This is a genomic window from Pseudomonas sp. LSJ-87, assembly GCF_032971465.1.
GTDB classification, from domain to species: Bacteria; Pseudomonadota; Gammaproteobacteria; order Pseudomonadales; family Pseudomonadaceae; genus Aquipseudomonas; species Aquipseudomonas putida_Z.
In genome coordinates, this window is sequence record NZ_JAWJYQ010000001.1 from 472,190 (window position 1) to 487,099 (window position 14,910).

Consider the following 14,910-nt stretch of genomic DNA (forward strand, 5'->3'; position numbering starts at 1 on the left):
CCGGACACCACGGATTTAGCTAAATGGGTTGAGCTCGGGTATCATACACGCACGAGATTTTTGGGGCCATTTATGCGGATCATCAGTGTGAACGTAAATGGCATTCAGGCTGCGGCCGAGCGTGGTTTGCTCAGCTGGCTGCAAGCCCAGAATGCCGACGTCATCTGCCTTCAGGATACCCGCGCCTCGGCCTTTGAACTCGATGACCCAGCTTTCCAGCTCGATGGCTATTTCCTTTATGCCTGCGACGCGGAGGTGCCTGCCCAAGGTGGTGTGGCCCTGTATTCGCGCATGCAGCCCAAGGCAGTCATCACCGGCCTGGGCTTCGAGACAGCCGACCGCTATGGGCGTTACCTGCAAGCAGATTTCGACAAAGTCAGTATTGCCAGCCTGCTGCTGCCTTCGGGTATGAACGGCGACGAAGACTTGAACCAGAAGTTCAAGTTGATGGACGACTTCGCCAAGTACCTGGACAAACAGCGTCGCAAGCGTCGCGAATACATCTACTGCGGCTCGTTCTACGTGGCGCAGCAGAAGCTCGACATCAAGAACTGGCGTGACAGCCAGCAGTCGCCGGGCTTCCTGGCGCCGGAGCGTGCCTGGATGGACGCGATCACTGGCGAGATGGGTTACGTCGATGCCCTGCGCGAAGTCAGCCGTGAGGGCGACCAGTACAGCTGGTGGCCGGACAACGAGCAGGCCGAGATGCTCAACCTGGGCTACCGGTTCGACTACCAGATCCTCACCCCGGGCCTGCGCCGCTTCGTGCGCAATGCCCGCCTGCCGCGTCAGCCGCGCTTCTCCCAGCATGCGCCGCTGATCGTCGACTATGACTGGACGTTGACCATCTGAAGGCATGGGGCCGCTTTGCGGCCCTATCGCGACACAAGGCCGCTCCTACAGGGGAATGCATATCCCTTGTAGGAGCGGCCTTGTGTCGCGATAGGGCTGCAAAGCAGCCCCAGCATTATTTGATCGGCCGCCAGATCATCGGGTAGCGATACGGCTTGCCCTCATTCGCCCGCACAGCCGCAATGATGATCAGGATCATCACCGCGACCATCAGCATGGCGAACAGCACCAGCCCGATGAACACGAACATCAGCAGGAAGCAGATGAACCCGGCAATGGTCACGCTGATCTGAAAATTCAGCGCCTCTTTGCCCTGGGCGTCGATGAAAGGGTCTTGCTCGCGCTTGAGGTGCCACAGCACCAGCGGGCCCAGCAAGTGCCCGAGCGGCACCACCAGGCCCAGCAGCGCGGAGAGGTGGCAGAACATCGCCCACTGCCGGATTTCGGCATTGGGCGGGGTGATCGACAGGTTCGATTCGCTCATGCCCCGCACCTCCCTGGCTGGGTTCAGTCGGCCAGTGCCGCCTGCTGCAGTTCGAAGATCTCGCTCATGCCCTTCTGTGCCAGGGCGAGCATGGCGTTGAAGTCTTCAGGCTGGAACGGCGCACCTTCGGCAGTACCCTGCACTTCGATGAAACCACCGGCGCTGGTCATGACCACGTTCAGGTCGGTTTCGGCGGCGGAGTCTTCCAGGTAGTCCAGGTCGAGCACCGCTTCGCCCTGGTACATGCCCACCGACACTGCGGCGATCATGTGCTTGAGCGGGTTGCCGGCCTTCAGGCCACCGCGCTTCTTGATCACCGCCAGGGCGTCGCACAGGGCGACCATGGCACCGGTGATGGACGCGGTACGGGTGCCACCATCGGCCTGGATCACGTCGCAGTCGACGTACAGGGTAATGTCACCGAGCTTGCTCATGTCCAGCGCGGCGCGCAGCGAACGGCCGATCAGGCGCTGGATTTCCAGGGTGCGGCCACCCTGCTTGCCACGGCTGGCTTCGCGCTGGTTACGCTCGCCGGTGGAACGCGGCAGCATGCCGTATTCGGCGGTCAGCCAGCCTTGGCCCTGGCCTTTGAGGAAGCGCGGCACACCGTTTTCCACGCTGACCGTGCAGATGACCTTGGTGTCACCGAACTCGACCAGTACCGACCCTTCGGCGTGCTTGGTGTAGTTGCGGGTGATGCGGATCGAGCGGAGCTGATCGGCGGCGCGACCACTTGGACGTTTCATCTGGGATACCTGTACTGGGACTTTGAATCTGCCGAGCATTATAGAGCCCACGGCCCGGGGAAGACATGCCTATTGTCGCGCCCGACACAGCCCGTCGCCTTTTCCTGCCGGCCAGGCCACCCGTCGGTAACATGGGTGGATTGGGCGCCAAGGCCCCACTGCGCTACAATCCTGCGCCTTGCAGCCGAGAGGCTCCCACCGTTCATTCATATACGCGAGGTACTCCCCATGGTGCACAGCATGACCGCTTTTGCTCGTGTCGAGCGCGCCGGCAGCCAAGGCACCCTGGTCTGGGAGCTGCGTTCGGTCAACCACCGTTACCTGGAGCCGCACCTGCGCCTGCCCGAGGCCCTGCGCGACCTCGAAGGCGCCGTGCGTGAAGGCCTGCGCCAGGGCCTGTCGCGGGGCAAGGTGGAATGCACCTTGCGCCTCAACGAAGACAGCAACGGCAAACCACTGAAGGTGGACCGCGAGCGCGCCGCGCAGCTGGTTGCCGCCGCCGAGGAAGTGGCCGGCCTGATCAAGCAGCCGGCACCACTGAACCCGCTGGAGGTGCTGTCGTGGCCAGGCGTGCTGGTGGCCGACGCCAGCGACCCGCAGGCACTGAATACCGAAGCCATGGCGCTGTTCGATGAAGCGCTGGCCGAGCTCAAGGCCGGGCGCCAGCGTGAAGGCCAGGAACTGGCCCGGCTGATCAACGAACGCCTGGACAACATGGCCAGCGAAGTCGCCACCCTGCGCGCCCTGGTGCCGCAGATGCTGGCAGCTCAGCGGCAGAAGATCCTCGACCGCTTCGGCGACATGCAGGCCGAACTCGACCCGCAGCGCCTGGAGCAGGAGATGGTGCTGCTGGCCCAGAAGAGCGACGTGGCCGAGGAACTCGACCGCCTCAGCACCCACGTCACCGAAGTACGCCGGGTGCTCAAGGGTGGCGGTGCCGCCGGCCGGCGCCTGGACTTCCTGATGCAGGAACTCAACCGCGAGGCCAACACCCTCGGCTCCAAGGCCTTCGACCCACGCAGCACGCAAGCGGCGGTCAACCTGAAGGTATTGATCGAACAGATGCGTGAACAAGTACAGAACATCGAGTAAGGCCACCCCGACCATGAACCACAGCAGCGGCACCCTCTACATCGTTTCGGCCCCTTCGGGCGCCGGCAAGACCAGCCTGGTCACCGCCCTGATCAAGGCCGACAAGCGCGTAAGCGTCTCGGTCTCGCACACCACCCGCGCCATGCGCCCGGGCGAGCAGCACGGCGTGAACTACCACTTCGTCAGCCATGACGACTTCAAGGGGCTGATCGCCAAGGGTGACTTCCTCGAGCACGCCGAAGTGTTCGGCAATTTCTACGGGACTTCGCGCAGCGCGCTGCAAGAGGTACTCGACCAGGGCAATGACCTGATCCTGGAAATCGACTGGCAAGGCGCCCAGCAGGTACGCAAGGTGATGCCCGAGGCTTTGTCGGTGTTCATCCTGCCGCCAAGCCAGCAGGCCCTGCGCGAGCGCCTGGATGGCCGCGGGCAGGACAGCGAAGAGATCATCGCCGGGCGCATGAAGGAAGCGGTCAGCGAGATGGTGCACTACGACGAGTATGACTACGTGATCATCAACGATGACTTCGACGTGGCGCTGGAAGACTTGAAGGCAGTGTTCCGCTCGAACCGCCTGGTGCTGAAGAAGCAGCAACAGCGCAACAGCGGGCTGCTGAAAGAACTGCTCTCCTGATAGACCCCATGGGGCTGCTTTGCAGCCCTTCGCGGCGGTTCGGCGCCCCGACACGCCCGCTCCCACAGATACAACACAAGCCTGAAGGCAGTGAGTAACGTGTGGGAGCGGGCGTGTCGGGGCGCCGAACCGCCGCGAAGGGCCGCAAAGCGGCCCCAATCATTTATTCCTGCAGTGGCAAGGTAGCCTGCTGACGCAGGGTAGCCCCCAGGAAGTACGCCGGCGCGCGCAGGCGCGACAGCATCATCAGCACGATCCCCAGCACCGAAATGATCGCGGCGATCACGAACACCAGCCCCAGCCCGCCCACATGCGAGCCGCTGCCGAAGTCCGGCGAGGCGCTGTCGATGGCGGTACGCACGAAGATCACCGACAAGATCACCCCACCCACCAGCGGGCACAAGCCGCGCATCAGGAAGTGGCGCAGGCTGTCGAACAGGCTGTGGCGGAAGTACCAGACACAGGCGAAGGCCGTCAGCGAATAGTAGAAGCAGATCATCATGCCCAGTGCAGTGATGGTATCCGCCAACACGTTCTCGCTCAGGGTGCGCATGGTCACGTAGAACAGGCCCGCGGCCACGCCGGCGCAGATAGTGGCGTAACGCGGGGTCTGCGAACGAGGGCAGACGCTGGCGAACTTCTGCGGCACCGCACCGTAGTAACCCATGGCCAACAGGGTGCGCGCCGGCGACACGAAGGTCGACTGCAGCGACGCCGCGGTGCTGGCCAGCACGGCGATGGACATCAGGATCGCCAGCGGCCCCATGACCGGACCGGCCAGGTGGGCGAAGACGTTTTCCTGGATGCGCGGGTTGTTGAGGCCCAGGCCTTGTTCGCTGATACCGGCAAACTGCAGGGTGGCAATCGCGGTGAACAGGTACAGGCCGAGGATCAGCAGCACGGTCCAGGTGGCCGCCTTGCCCGGCACCTCGTCACTGCCGACCGATTCCTCGCTGACAGTCAGGCACACGTCCCAGCCCCAGAAGATGAAGATCGACAGCGACAGCCCGGCGGCAAAGGCCGAGAACGATTCGACGCCGAACGGGTTGAACCAGGCGAAATCGAATTCCAGCGGTGGCGGCGCGGTGGTTTCGCCGAAAGCGGCAAAGGCAAAGCCGATCAGCACCAGCAACTGCAGGGCCACCAAGCCATATTGCACCGTCATGGTGGTGGTCATGCCGCGGCAGCAGATCCACACCGCCAGGGCGATGAACACGCAACAGGTGGTTATGTTGATGAGCAGGTTGTCGGCCAAGGCCGCCAGCTCATGCTTGCCGGTGATCTGGCCAAGGAACAGGTAGAAGAAGTCGACCGCCACCCCTGCCAGGTTCGACAACACGATGGTGGTGGCGACCACCAGGCCCCAGCCACCGATCCAGCCGATCATCGGGCCAAAGGCACGCGCCGACCAGGTAAACGAAGTACCGCTGTCCGGCTCCGCCGAGTTCAGTTCGCGGTAGCCCAAGGCCACCAGCAGCATCGGCAGGAAGCCGACGATGAACACCGCCGGCAGGTGCGCGCCCACTTCACGCACGGTCGGGCCAAGGGCGCCGGTAAGGGTGTAGACCGGGGCGATAGTGGAAATGCCCAGCACCACGCTGGCCAGCAAGCCCAGCCGGCCGGTGGCCAGGCCCTTGCTGCGCTGGGTGTTGCCCGCGTCGGCCGCCACGTCGGGTGGGCGGCCGGCTTCTGTGTAATTGCTCATGAGTATTTGCCGTAAATTTTGGAATTGTTTTCACAGGCCTTGCGTACAAGGCCCGCTTTCACTCATTGAAAGCTTGCTGCCGGGAACAAGTCATCCGAGACCTTCGGGTGACGTCAGAATGCCTCCTGCCGTGCGCCCTCCCGTGTAGCGTAAGCAATGCAGGCCTCGCGAAACGCCTGGAACAGGCGCAGCGAGACCGGGTTTTCGGTAAATCGCCACTCCGGGTGCCACTGCACGCCGAGCACAAAACCCGGCGCCGCAGGCATGGACACTGCTTCGATCAGGCCATCCGGGGCCCGTGCCTCGACGCGCAGGCCCGGGGCCAGGCGGTCGATGCCCTGGCTGTGCAGCGAGTTGACCTCGAACTGCGCCGCCAGGCCCAGGCGCTCGAACAACCCGCCAGGCTCGATGCCGACAAGGTGACGAGGGCCGTATTGCACCTCCAGGGGTGCGTCCTCAGGTTCACGGTGGTCAAGGTAGCCGGGCAGTTCCTGCACGCGCTGGTGCAGGCTGCCGCCCAGGGCCACGTTCAATTCCTGGTAGCCACGGCAGATACAGAACACCGGCACACCGGCGGCAATGGCCGCCTGCAACAACGGCAGGGTCAGGCGATCGCGTGCCAGATCGTGTCGGGTACCCGTCGCGCTGGGGGCGCCATTGTAATGATGCGGTTCGATATTTGAAGGTGAGCCGGTAAAAACAATGCCGTGCAGACGGGCCAGCAGCGCCTGCGTGTCGCTGCCCCCGTCACGGGCCGGCAAGATCAATGGCAAGCCGGCAAAGCCGGCCGCCTCGACATACTTGTCGCCTACCGTATGCGACGAGTTTTTCCCCACCTGCTGGCGGCAGGCGCTGACACCGATCAAAGGGACCGCATTTGCGCTCATGGGCTTACACCGTGTGCAGGTACCAGTTGTACTCGAGGTCGGAAATCGACACTTCGAACTCGGCCAGTTCGCTTTCCTTGCAGGCCACGAAGATATCGATGTAGTCCGGGCTGATGTATTGGTTGAGGACTTCGCTGTCGTCCAGCGCGCGCAGGGCATCGCGCAGGTTGTTCGGCAGGCTCTGCTCCAGCTGTTCGTAGGAGTTGCCTTCGATCGGTGCCTGCGGCTCGACCTGGTTGGTCAGGCCGTGGTGAACACCGGCGAGGATCGCCGCGAGCATCAGGTAGGGGTTGGCGTCGGCACCGGCCACGCGGTGCTCGAGGCGCACGTTGTCGCTGCTGTCGGTGGGCACGCGCACCGCCACGGTACGGTTGTCCAGGCCCCAGCTTGGCGCATTGGGCACGTAGAACTGCGCGCCGAAGCGGCGGTAGGAGTTGATGTTCGGGCAGAGGAAAGCCATCGACGCCGGCATGGTCTCCAGCACACCACCGATGGCATGGCGCAGCGCGTCGCTTTGCAGCGGGTCGTCGCTGGCGAAGATGTTCTTGCCGGTTTTCTTGTCCAACAACGAAATGTGCACGTGCAGGCCATTGCCTGCCTGGCCCGGGTAGGGCTTGGCCATGAAGGTGGTGTCCATTTCATGGTCGTAGGCAACGTTCTTGATCAGGCGCTTGAGCAAGATCGCGTAGTCGCAGGCCTTCAGCGGGTCGGCAACATGATGCAGGTTGACCTCGAACTGTGCCGGGGCGCTTTCCTTGACGATGGCGTCGGCGGGCAGGCCCTGCTCCTTGGCCGCTTCGAGCATGTCCTGCAGGCAGTCGGCATATTCATCGAGGTCGTCGATCAGGTACACCTGGGTCGACTGCGGGCGCTTGCCGGAAATCGGCGAGCGCGGCGGCTGCGGGCGACCGTTGAGGTTGTCCTGGTCGATCAGGTAGAACTCCAGCTCGAACGCGGCGCAGATATCCAGGCCCAGGTCATCGAACTTGCTCACCACTTGGCGCAGTACTTCGCGCGGGTCGGCGAAGAACGGCTGGCCATCCAGTTCGTGCATGGTCATCAGCAGCTGGGCGGTGGGGCGCTTCTGCCACGGCTCGTCCGACAGTGTGCCGGGGATCGGGAAGCAGATGCGGTCGGCATCGCCGATGTCCAGGCCAAGGCCGGTGCTCTCGACGGTGGACCCGTTGATGTCCAGGGCGAACAGCGATGCCGGCAGGTTGATGCCCTTCTCGTACACCTTGTGCAGGCTGGCCCGCTCGATGCGCTTGCCACGTACCACGCCGTTCATGTCGGAGATCAGCAGGTCGACGTACTGCGTGTCCGGATGGGCCTGGAGGAAGTCATTCATCTCGCTGGAAGAACTGGCGCACGGGGTTACCGACGTCATGGCTGTACATCCTTTGATTTGCTGCGGCGATGTGGGGGATACGGCTGGCGCCTCACGGGCGACGATGGTTGCAGCTGTTGTTCTTTTCACTTTCCCATCGTGGGGATTGGTTACCCGACCGGGCGCATTGATTCCCGGGGGCCGTTTCACTATAAAATGGCCAAAACGCAACAGACATTGGCAATTCGGCAAGCAGAGCGTGCACCAATGCAATATCAGATTACCCATGCCGACCTCTCCCTGGTCCTGGCCCTGGAACGTGGCCGCTCGCTGGCCAAGGCTGCCGAGTTGCTCAAGGTCGATGTTTCGACGGTGTTCCGCTCGATCCGCCGGCTGGAGTCGGCGCTGGGCACAGCCTTGTTCGTCAAGAGCCGCAAAGGCTACCTGCCGACCGACACCGCCCAGGCCCTGGCCGAGCAGGCCGAACGCGCCGAGCAGGCACTGGAGGCGGCGCGCATCGCCATGACCAGTGGCGAGCAGGTGGTCAGCGGCACCGTGCGCCTGACCTGTACCGAGGCGGTGATGCACAGCCTGCTGCTGCCGGCGCTGGCCGAGTTCATGCCCAACTACCCGGCCTTGTCGCTGGAGATGGGCACTTCCAATACCTTCGCCAACCTCAGCCGGCGCGATGCCGACATTGCCCTGCGCCTGACCAACACGCCGCCGGAGCACCTGGTGGGCCGCAACCTGGGGTCCACCTCCTACGTGATCTGCGGCCAGCCGCAGTGGCGCGAGCGCCTGGCCGAGTCACCTGCCAGCGTGCCGTGGATCGCCCCCGACGACTCGATGCAGGACCATCCCACGGTGGTCTGGCGCAACCAGCAGCACCCGGGCTTGAGCCCGCGCTACCAGTGCAGCGGCATGTCGACCATCGCCCAGCTGGTCACGGCCGGGCTCGGCGTGGCAGCGTTGCCGGACTACATGGTGCACGCGCTGCCCGGGGTGGATGCGCTGAGCGGGCCGCTGCCGGGTTGCGACACCCAGCTGTGGCTGCTGACCCGGCCGGACTGCCGGGCGTTGCGCTCGGTGCAGACCCTGTTCGAGGAGCTGACCCCGCGGTTGCGTGACGCGATGCTCTGAGGTTATCGTCAGGCTCATGTATCAAGGGTGTCTGTTCCGGCCCTTTCGCGGCTGAAGCCGCTCCCACAGGGTGCGGTGATGAACCTGAGGACAATGCGGTCCCTGTGGGAGCGGCTTCAGCCGCGAAGAAGGCAACACCGGGCTTGAAGGTAACCACCCGACAAAACAGCGCTTCCCTATTGGCTGGTGATTTTTTAAACTATCGAGTCCGCCTGCCCATTATTGGGCTGCACGCCCACCGCAATTGCTACTGAGGAAGACCATGGCCCGCGTAACTGTTGAAGACTGCCTGGAACACGTGGATAACCGCTTTGAGCTGGTCATGCTCTCGACCAAGCGCGCTCGCCAGCTGGCGACCGGCGGCAAAGAGCCACGCGTTGCGTGGGAAAACGACAAGCCGACCGTTGTTGCCCTGCGTGAAATCGCCGAAGGCATCGTCACCAACGAGTTCATCGCCGCTGAAGAGATCGTCACCGAGGATCCGGTGTTCGCCGCGTTCGAGGACGAGAACAACGAGGCTGTCTAATTGATGCCAGGTCGACGTCGCACGGCGCAAGGCCCCCTTCCTCGGCAGGAGGTGAACCCATGCCGGGTATAGAAGCCTTGGCCGAACGGCTGTCGACCTATCTTGGCCCCGAACAGGTCAACCTGGTCCGGCGCGCCTATTTCTACGCCGAACAGGCCCACGATGGGCAGCGCCGCCGCAGCGGCGAGCCCTACGTGACCCACCCGCTGGCCGTGGCCAGCATCCTCGCCGACATGCACATGGACCATCAGAGCCTGATGGCGGCCATGCTGCACGACGTGATCGAAGATACCGGCATCGCCAAGGAAGCCCTCAGCCAGCAGTTTGGCGAGACCGTGGCCGAACTGGTCGATGGGGTCAGCAAGCTGACCCAGATGAACTTCGAGACCAAGGCCGAGGCGCAGGCCGAAAACTTCCAGAAGATGGCCATGGCCATGGCCCGCGACATCCGCGTGATCCTGGTCAAGCTGGCCGACCGCCTGCACAACATGCGCACCCTGGAAGTGCTGTCCGGCGAAAAACGCCGGCGCATCGCCAAGGAAACCCTCGAGATCTACGCTCCCATCGCCAACCGCCTGGGCATGCACACCGTGCGCGTGGAGTTCGAGGACCTCGGCTTCAAGGCCATGCACCCGATGCGTTCGTCGCTGATCCACCGTGCGGTGAAAAGCGCTCGCGGCAACCGCAAGGAGATCGTCGCCAAGATCGAGCATTCGCTGGCCAACTGCCTGGCCGCCGACGGCATCGAGGGCGAGGTCAGCGGGCGACAGAAACACCTCTATGGCATCTACAAGAAGATGCGCGGCAAGCGCCGCGCCTTCAACGAGATCATGGACGTGTACGCCTTCCGCATCGTCGTCGACAAGGTCGACACCTGCTACCGCGTACTCGGTGCGGTGCACAACCTGTACAAGCCGCTGCCCGGTCGCTTCAAGGATTACATCGCGATCCCCAAGGCCAACGGCTACCAGTCGTTGCACACCACGCTGTTCGGCATGCACGGCGTGCCCATCGAAATCCAGATCCGCACCCGCGAGATGGAAGAGATGGCCAACAACGGCATCGCCGCGCACTGGCTGTACAAATCCAACGACGACGAGCAGCCCAAGGGCAGCCACGCCCGCGCCCGCCAGTGGGTCAAGGGCATCCTCGAACTGCAGCAACGTGCCGGCAACTCGCTGGAATTCATCGAAAGCGTGAAGATCGACCTGTTCCCGGACGAGGTCTACGTGTTCACGCCCAAAGGCCGCATCATGGAGCTGCCCAAAGGCTCCACGGCGGTCGACTTCGCCTACGCGGTGCACACCGACGTCGGCAACAGCTGCATCGCCTGCCGCATCAACCGCCGCCTGGCGCCGCTGTCCGAACCGCTGCAAAGCGGCTCGACGGTGGAAATCGTCAGCGCCCCGGGCGCACGGCCGAACCCGGCCTGGCTCAACTTCGTGGTTACCGGCAAGGCGCGCACGCACATCCGCCACGCGCTCAAGCAACAGCGCCGCTCCGAGTCCATCAGCCTGGGCGAACGCCTGCTGAACAAGGTGCTCACCGGCTTCGACAGCAGCCTTGAGATGATCCCCCAGGAGCGTATCCAGGCGATTCTCGCCGAGTACCGCCTGGAGCTGATCGAAGACCTGCTCGAAGACATCGGCCTGGGCAACCGCATGGCCTACGTGGTCGCGCGCCGCCTGCTGTCGGCCGAAGGCGAGCAGTTGCCGGCACCGGAAGGCCCGCTGGCGATCCGCGGTACCGAAGGCCTGGTGCTGAGCTACGCCAAGTGCTGCACGCCGATCCCGGGCGACCCGATCGTCGGCCACCTGTCAGCCGGCAAGGGCATGGTCGTGCACCTGGAAAACTGCCGCAACATCAGTGAAATCCGCCACAACCCGGAGAAGTGCGTACAGCTCTCCTGGGCCAAGGACATCACTGGTGAATTCAATGTCGAGTTGCGTGTCGAACTGGAGCACCAGCGCGGCCTGATTGCCCTGCTGGCCAGCAGTGTCAACGCCGCCGACGGCAACATCGAGAAGATCAGCATGGACGAACGCGACGGCCGTATCAGCGTGGTCCAACTGGTGGTCAGCGTGCACGACCGCGTGCACCTGGCGCGTGTGATCAAGAAGCTGCGTACCCTGACCGGTGTGGTCCGCATCACCCGCATGCGTACGTAGTCCGCCAACCGCAAGGAGTCATCATGAGCAAGACCGTCATCAACAGCGACAAGGCCCCTGCCGCCATCGGCACCTACTCGCAGGCGATCAAGGCCGGCAACACCGTGTACATGTCGGGCCAGATCCCGCTGGACCCGAAGACCATGGAACTGGTCGAAGGCTTCGAAGCCCAGACCGTACAGGTGTTCGAGAACCTCAAGGCCGTGGCTGAAGCCGCTGGCGGTTCGTTCAAGGACATCGTCAAGCTGAACATCTTCCTCACCGACCTGAGCCACTTCGCCAAGGTCAACGAGGTGATGGGCCGCTACTTCGAGCAGCCTTACCCAGCCCGCGCCGCCATCGGCGTTGCCGCGCTGCCGAAAGGCTCCCAGGTCGAAATGGACGCCATCCTGGTCATCGAATGATGCCCCGGTGACGGGCGCCCTGCCCGTCACCTTCCCTTCTCTGCAAGGTTACCCCGTCATGCGTCAAGCACTGCCCCTCGCGCTGGCAGCCCTGCTTCTGGGCGGCTGCGCCAGCCACAAACCCGAAGATTTCAACGGCACCTGGATCAACCAGGACGCCATCAATGCGGCCGTCAAGGGCGGCAGCCTGCGTCAGGCGCTCAATGAGCACGGGCCGGTGTTCGAGTGGAAGCTCGACGTCGCCAGCCAACAGGCCAGCTACAGCAATGGTTTCGAAGCGGCCGACGGCCAGCTGAGCGCCACCGACAAGCAATGGCGGGCCAGCTTCCAGGGTGGCCAGACCGAACAGCTGTCGCTCGATGGCGACGAACTGCAGGCGGTCGATCAAAGCGGCGGCAAGCAGACCTTCGTGCGCGCCAAAGCACCGGCGGCGACCAATGCGCCACTGGGCAGCAGCTTCGAGAAAGCCCTGTACCAGGCCTATCTGGGCGGTAACTGGAAGATCATCGAAGGCCAGGGCAAAGGTGCCAGCGTGCGCTTCGGCGACACCGGCAACGTCACCGGCCTGCCGGGGCCAGACCGTTTCGCCCTGTGCCTGGCGGGTGACTGCGCGACCATGGGTGGCAGCAATGACAGCCTGTGGCTGGAGCGCAACCAGCGTGGCGCGCCGTTCATCCTCAAGCGCGATGGCGACAAGCTGGAGATCTTCCAGGCGGTGAACCGCGCACAGCCGGATGAAATGCCAGTGTTGGCGGCCGGCAAGCGCCAGTGGGTGCTGGAACTGGACTGAAACCTGCTGAAATCGTGTTCGACCTCATCGGTCTCTTCGCGGGTAAACCCGCTCCCACAGGCACACCGCCAGGCTTGAAACCAGCGGTGCACCTGTGGGAGCGGGTTTACCCGCGAAGAGGCCGGTAGACTCAGCGCAAGCCTTTCAGGATTGCGGCATAGCCTTCCCTGTAGCTCGGATACACCGGCGCCCAGCCCAACGCCCGCGCCCGGGCATTGCTACAGCGCTTGCTGCCGGTACGCCGCACTCGCTGCTCATCCGACCACTCGGTTACCCCCATGTACGCCCGCAGCCAGGCCACCACATCGGCCAGCGGCGCCGGGTCGTCGTCGACGCCGATGTAGCAATCGTCGAGCACCTTGCCGTCGGCATCGGCCTGCAACAGGAACGCCAACAGGCTGGCGGCATCCTCGGCATGGATGCGGTTGCCATACAGCGGTGGCTCCTCGGCCACGCGGTAGCCCTGGCGCACCTGACTGAGCAGCCACTCGCGGCCGGGGCCATAGATGCCGGTCAGGCGCACCACGCTGGCCGGGATGCCGCTGGCCAGCGCCAGCCGCTCAGCCTCCAGCATCAACCGCCCGGAATAACCTTCAGGCTTGGTGGCCGCGCCTTCTTCGATCCACTCGCCGTCCTTCTGTGCATACACGCTGCTGCTGGACACGAACAGCAGGCGCCGTGGGCGTTGGCCGCGCTCGGCCAGCCAACCTAGCACATGGCGCAAACCGTCGACATAGGCTGCCTGGTAACCCGCCTCGTCGTGCTGGCTGGCCGCCACGCAATACACCAGGTAGTCCGGCGCGCGCTGCGGCCAGGCGTCGGGGATCGATGGCTCGGACAAGTCCGCCGCCACCGGCACGACCCCCGCAGGCAACTGCCCGACCGAGCGACGCAGGCCGCTCACCTGCCAGCCGCGCGCAAGCATCTGCCGGGCAAGACGCCCGCCTACATCACCACATCCCACCACCATCACGGAAAGGTCTGACATCTCTAAACTCCCTAGACCAATTGATCAGCCTGACCACGCTACACGATGGATGGCTAGACCATAGGCGAAAAAAGCAACAAGATTACTTTTGTTAACAAGAATTACTTGCAATAATGGCCGCCAAATTGTTCTCGGCCTACCTCGAGGCCTTGGAGAACGTTCACTTTATTCTTCATCAGGTCCGGCCAGCATGACACGTACTCAACCTTCCGCTTCGCCAACCCCGTCGCGCGCCTGGCGCGCCATCGCCGCGCTGACGCTCAGCCTGGTGCTGGCCCCGGTGGCCATGGCCGATGAGCCAACCGCCAATGCTGCCGCGCCTGCTGCCGCTACCGCACCAGCTGCGCCGGCCGCTGCCCCAGCCGCAGCACCGGCTGCCGACGCAGTTGCCGCCACCCCGGTTGATGCCCCGGTCGCTGCAGACCCGAGCGTCGAAGCCCTGGTTGAAGACACCTCGCTGGGCATGGCCCACGACCTGTCCCCATGGGGCATGTACAAGAACGCCGACGTGGTGGTCAAGGCGGTGATGATCGGCCTGGCCATCGCCTCCATCATCACCTGGACCATCTGGATCGCCAAAGGCTTCGAGCTGATGGGCGCCAAGCGTCGTCTGCGTGGTGAAATCGCCCTGCTGAAGAAATCCGCCAGCCTCAAGGAAGCCAGCGACGTTTCCAACAAGGAAGGCACCCTGGCCCACACCCTGGTCCACGACGCCCTCGAAGAGATGCGCCTGTCGGCCAACGCCCGCGAAAAAGAAGGCATCAAGGAGCGCGTCAGCTTCCGCCTGGAGCGCCTGGTACACGCCAGCGGCCGCACCATGAGCAGCGGCACCGGCGTACTCGCCACCATCGGCTCCACTGCGCCATTCGTCGGCCTGTTCGGTACCGTATGGGGCATCATGAACAGCTTCATCGGCATCGCCAAGACCCAGACCACCAACCTGGCCGTGGTTGCCCCGGGTATCGCCGAGGCCCTGCTGGCCACCGCCCTGGGCCTGGTCGCCGCAATCCCGGCCGTGGTCATCTACAACGTCTTCGCCCGCTCCATCGCCGGCTACAAGGCCCAGGTGTCCGACGCCTCCGCCCAGGTGCTGCTGCTGGTCAGCCGTGACCTGGACCACCAGGGCAGCGAACGCGCCGCCCCGCACATGGTGAAAGTGGGGTAAGC

General features: G+C 64.0%; 15 protein-coding genes. 9 read left to right on the forward strand and 6 right to left on the reverse strand.

What is annotated here, in order from left to right; all coding sequences use genetic code 11:
• The first annotated feature begins 72 nt into the window (after window positions 1-72).
• Window positions 73-852: an exodeoxyribonuclease III gene (locus RYH74_RS02035; RefSeq protein WP_003253401.1), complete on the forward strand. Its 780-nt coding sequence runs from the start codon at window positions 73-75 to the stop codon at window positions 850-852.
• Between the two features lie 115 nt (window positions 853-967).
• Here the strand turns inward: RYH74_RS02035 and RYH74_RS02040 are convergent, their stop codons facing one another.
• Together RYH74_RS02040 and rph are read right to left on the reverse strand one after the other, a co-directional pair.
• Window positions 968-1,336 (reverse strand): DUF4870 domain-containing protein, encoded by a 369-nt coding sequence (locus RYH74_RS02040; RefSeq protein ID WP_003258195.1) that lies wholly within the window; start codon window positions 1,334-1,336, stop codon window positions 968-970.
• Window positions 1,337-1,359: 23 nt separating this feature from the next.
• Entirely contained in the window at window positions 1,360-2,082 is a 723-nt protein-coding gene (rph, locus tag RYH74_RS02045; protein ID WP_013974792.1) for a ribonuclease PH, read from the reverse strand.
• A gap of 228 nt (window positions 2,083-2,310) precedes the next feature.
• Here rph and RYH74_RS02050 point away from each other — a divergent pair, with 228 nt between their 5' ends.
• Both RYH74_RS02050 and gmk read left to right on the forward strand, forming a co-directional pair.
• Window positions 2,311-3,174, forward strand: coding sequence for a YicC/YloC family endoribonuclease (locus tag RYH74_RS02050; protein ID WP_317408889.1), 864 nt, complete (start codon window positions 2,311-2,313; stop codon window positions 3,172-3,174).
• A 13-nt stretch (window positions 3,175-3,187) separates the two neighbouring features.
• Window positions 3,188-3,808, forward strand: coding sequence for a guanylate kinase (gene gmk / locus RYH74_RS02055; protein WP_317408890.1), 621 nt, complete (start codon window positions 3,188-3,190; stop codon window positions 3,806-3,808).
• Between the two features lie 163 nt (window positions 3,809-3,971).
• Here the strand turns inward: gmk and RYH74_RS02060 are convergent, their stop codons facing one another.
• From RYH74_RS02060 to RYH74_RS02070, 3 genes are all read right to left on the reverse strand, one after another.
• A complete protein-coding gene (locus RYH74_RS02060; protein WP_013974795.1) occupies window positions 3,972-5,513 on the reverse strand; it encodes an APC family permease in 1,542 nt (513 codons plus the stop codon).
• A 113-nt stretch (window positions 5,514-5,626) separates the two neighbouring features.
• Entirely contained in the window at window positions 5,627-6,400 is a 774-nt protein-coding gene (locus RYH74_RS02065) for a gamma-glutamyl-gamma-aminobutyrate hydrolase family protein (RefSeq protein ID WP_317408891.1), read from the reverse strand.
• Between the two features lie 4 nt (window positions 6,401-6,404).
• Window positions 6,405-7,787: a glutamine synthetase family protein gene (locus tag RYH74_RS02070; RefSeq protein WP_015272334.1), complete on the reverse strand. Its 1,383-nt coding sequence runs from the start codon at window positions 7,785-7,787 to the stop codon at window positions 6,405-6,407.
• A gap of 207 nt (window positions 7,788-7,994) precedes the next feature.
• Here RYH74_RS02070 and RYH74_RS02075 point away from each other — a divergent pair, with 207 nt between their 5' ends.
• The 5 genes from RYH74_RS02075 (at window position 7,995) to RYH74_RS02095 (ending at window position 12,755) form a co-directional block, all read left to right on the forward strand.
• Complete coding sequence (locus tag RYH74_RS02075) at window positions 7,995-8,867, forward strand: LysR family transcriptional regulator (RefSeq protein ID WP_085588812.1); 873 nt, start codon at window positions 7,995-7,997, stop codon at window positions 8,865-8,867.
• Between the two features lie 262 nt (window positions 8,868-9,129).
• Window positions 9,130-9,393: a DNA-directed RNA polymerase subunit omega gene (gene rpoZ, locus RYH74_RS02080; protein WP_003253383.1), complete on the forward strand. Its 264-nt coding sequence runs from the start codon at window positions 9,130-9,132 to the stop codon at window positions 9,391-9,393.
• A 59-nt stretch (window positions 9,394-9,452) separates the two neighbouring features.
• Window positions 9,453-11,561, forward strand: a complete 2,109-nt coding sequence (gene spoT / locus RYH74_RS02085; protein WP_013974799.1) for a bifunctional GTP diphosphokinase/guanosine-3',5'-bis pyrophosphate 3'-pyrophosphohydrolase — start codon at window positions 9,453-9,455, stop codon at window positions 11,559-11,561.
• A gap of 23 nt (window positions 11,562-11,584) precedes the next feature.
• Window positions 11,585-11,965: a RidA family protein gene (locus RYH74_RS02090; protein WP_003253379.1), complete on the forward strand. Its 381-nt coding sequence runs from the start codon at window positions 11,585-11,587 to the stop codon at window positions 11,963-11,965.
• 58 nt (window positions 11,966-12,023) lie between these two features.
• Window positions 12,024-12,755 (forward strand): hypothetical protein, encoded by a 732-nt coding sequence (locus tag RYH74_RS02095; RefSeq protein ID WP_137162665.1) that lies wholly within the window; start codon window positions 12,024-12,026, stop codon window positions 12,753-12,755.
• Window positions 12,756-12,885: 130 nt separating this feature from the next.
• Here the strand turns inward: RYH74_RS02095 and RYH74_RS02100 are convergent, their stop codons facing one another.
• A complete protein-coding gene (locus tag RYH74_RS02100) occupies window positions 12,886-13,743 on the reverse strand; it encodes an SDR family oxidoreductase (RefSeq protein WP_075046763.1) in 858 nt (285 codons plus the stop codon).
• Window positions 13,744-13,933: 190 nt separating this feature from the next.
• Between RYH74_RS02100 and exbB the strand changes: the two genes are divergently transcribed.
• Complete coding sequence (gene exbB / locus RYH74_RS02105; RefSeq protein ID WP_317408892.1) at window positions 13,934-14,908, forward strand: tonB-system energizer ExbB; 975 nt, start codon at window positions 13,934-13,936, stop codon at window positions 14,906-14,908.
• Window positions 14,909-14,910: the final 2 nt, after the last annotated feature.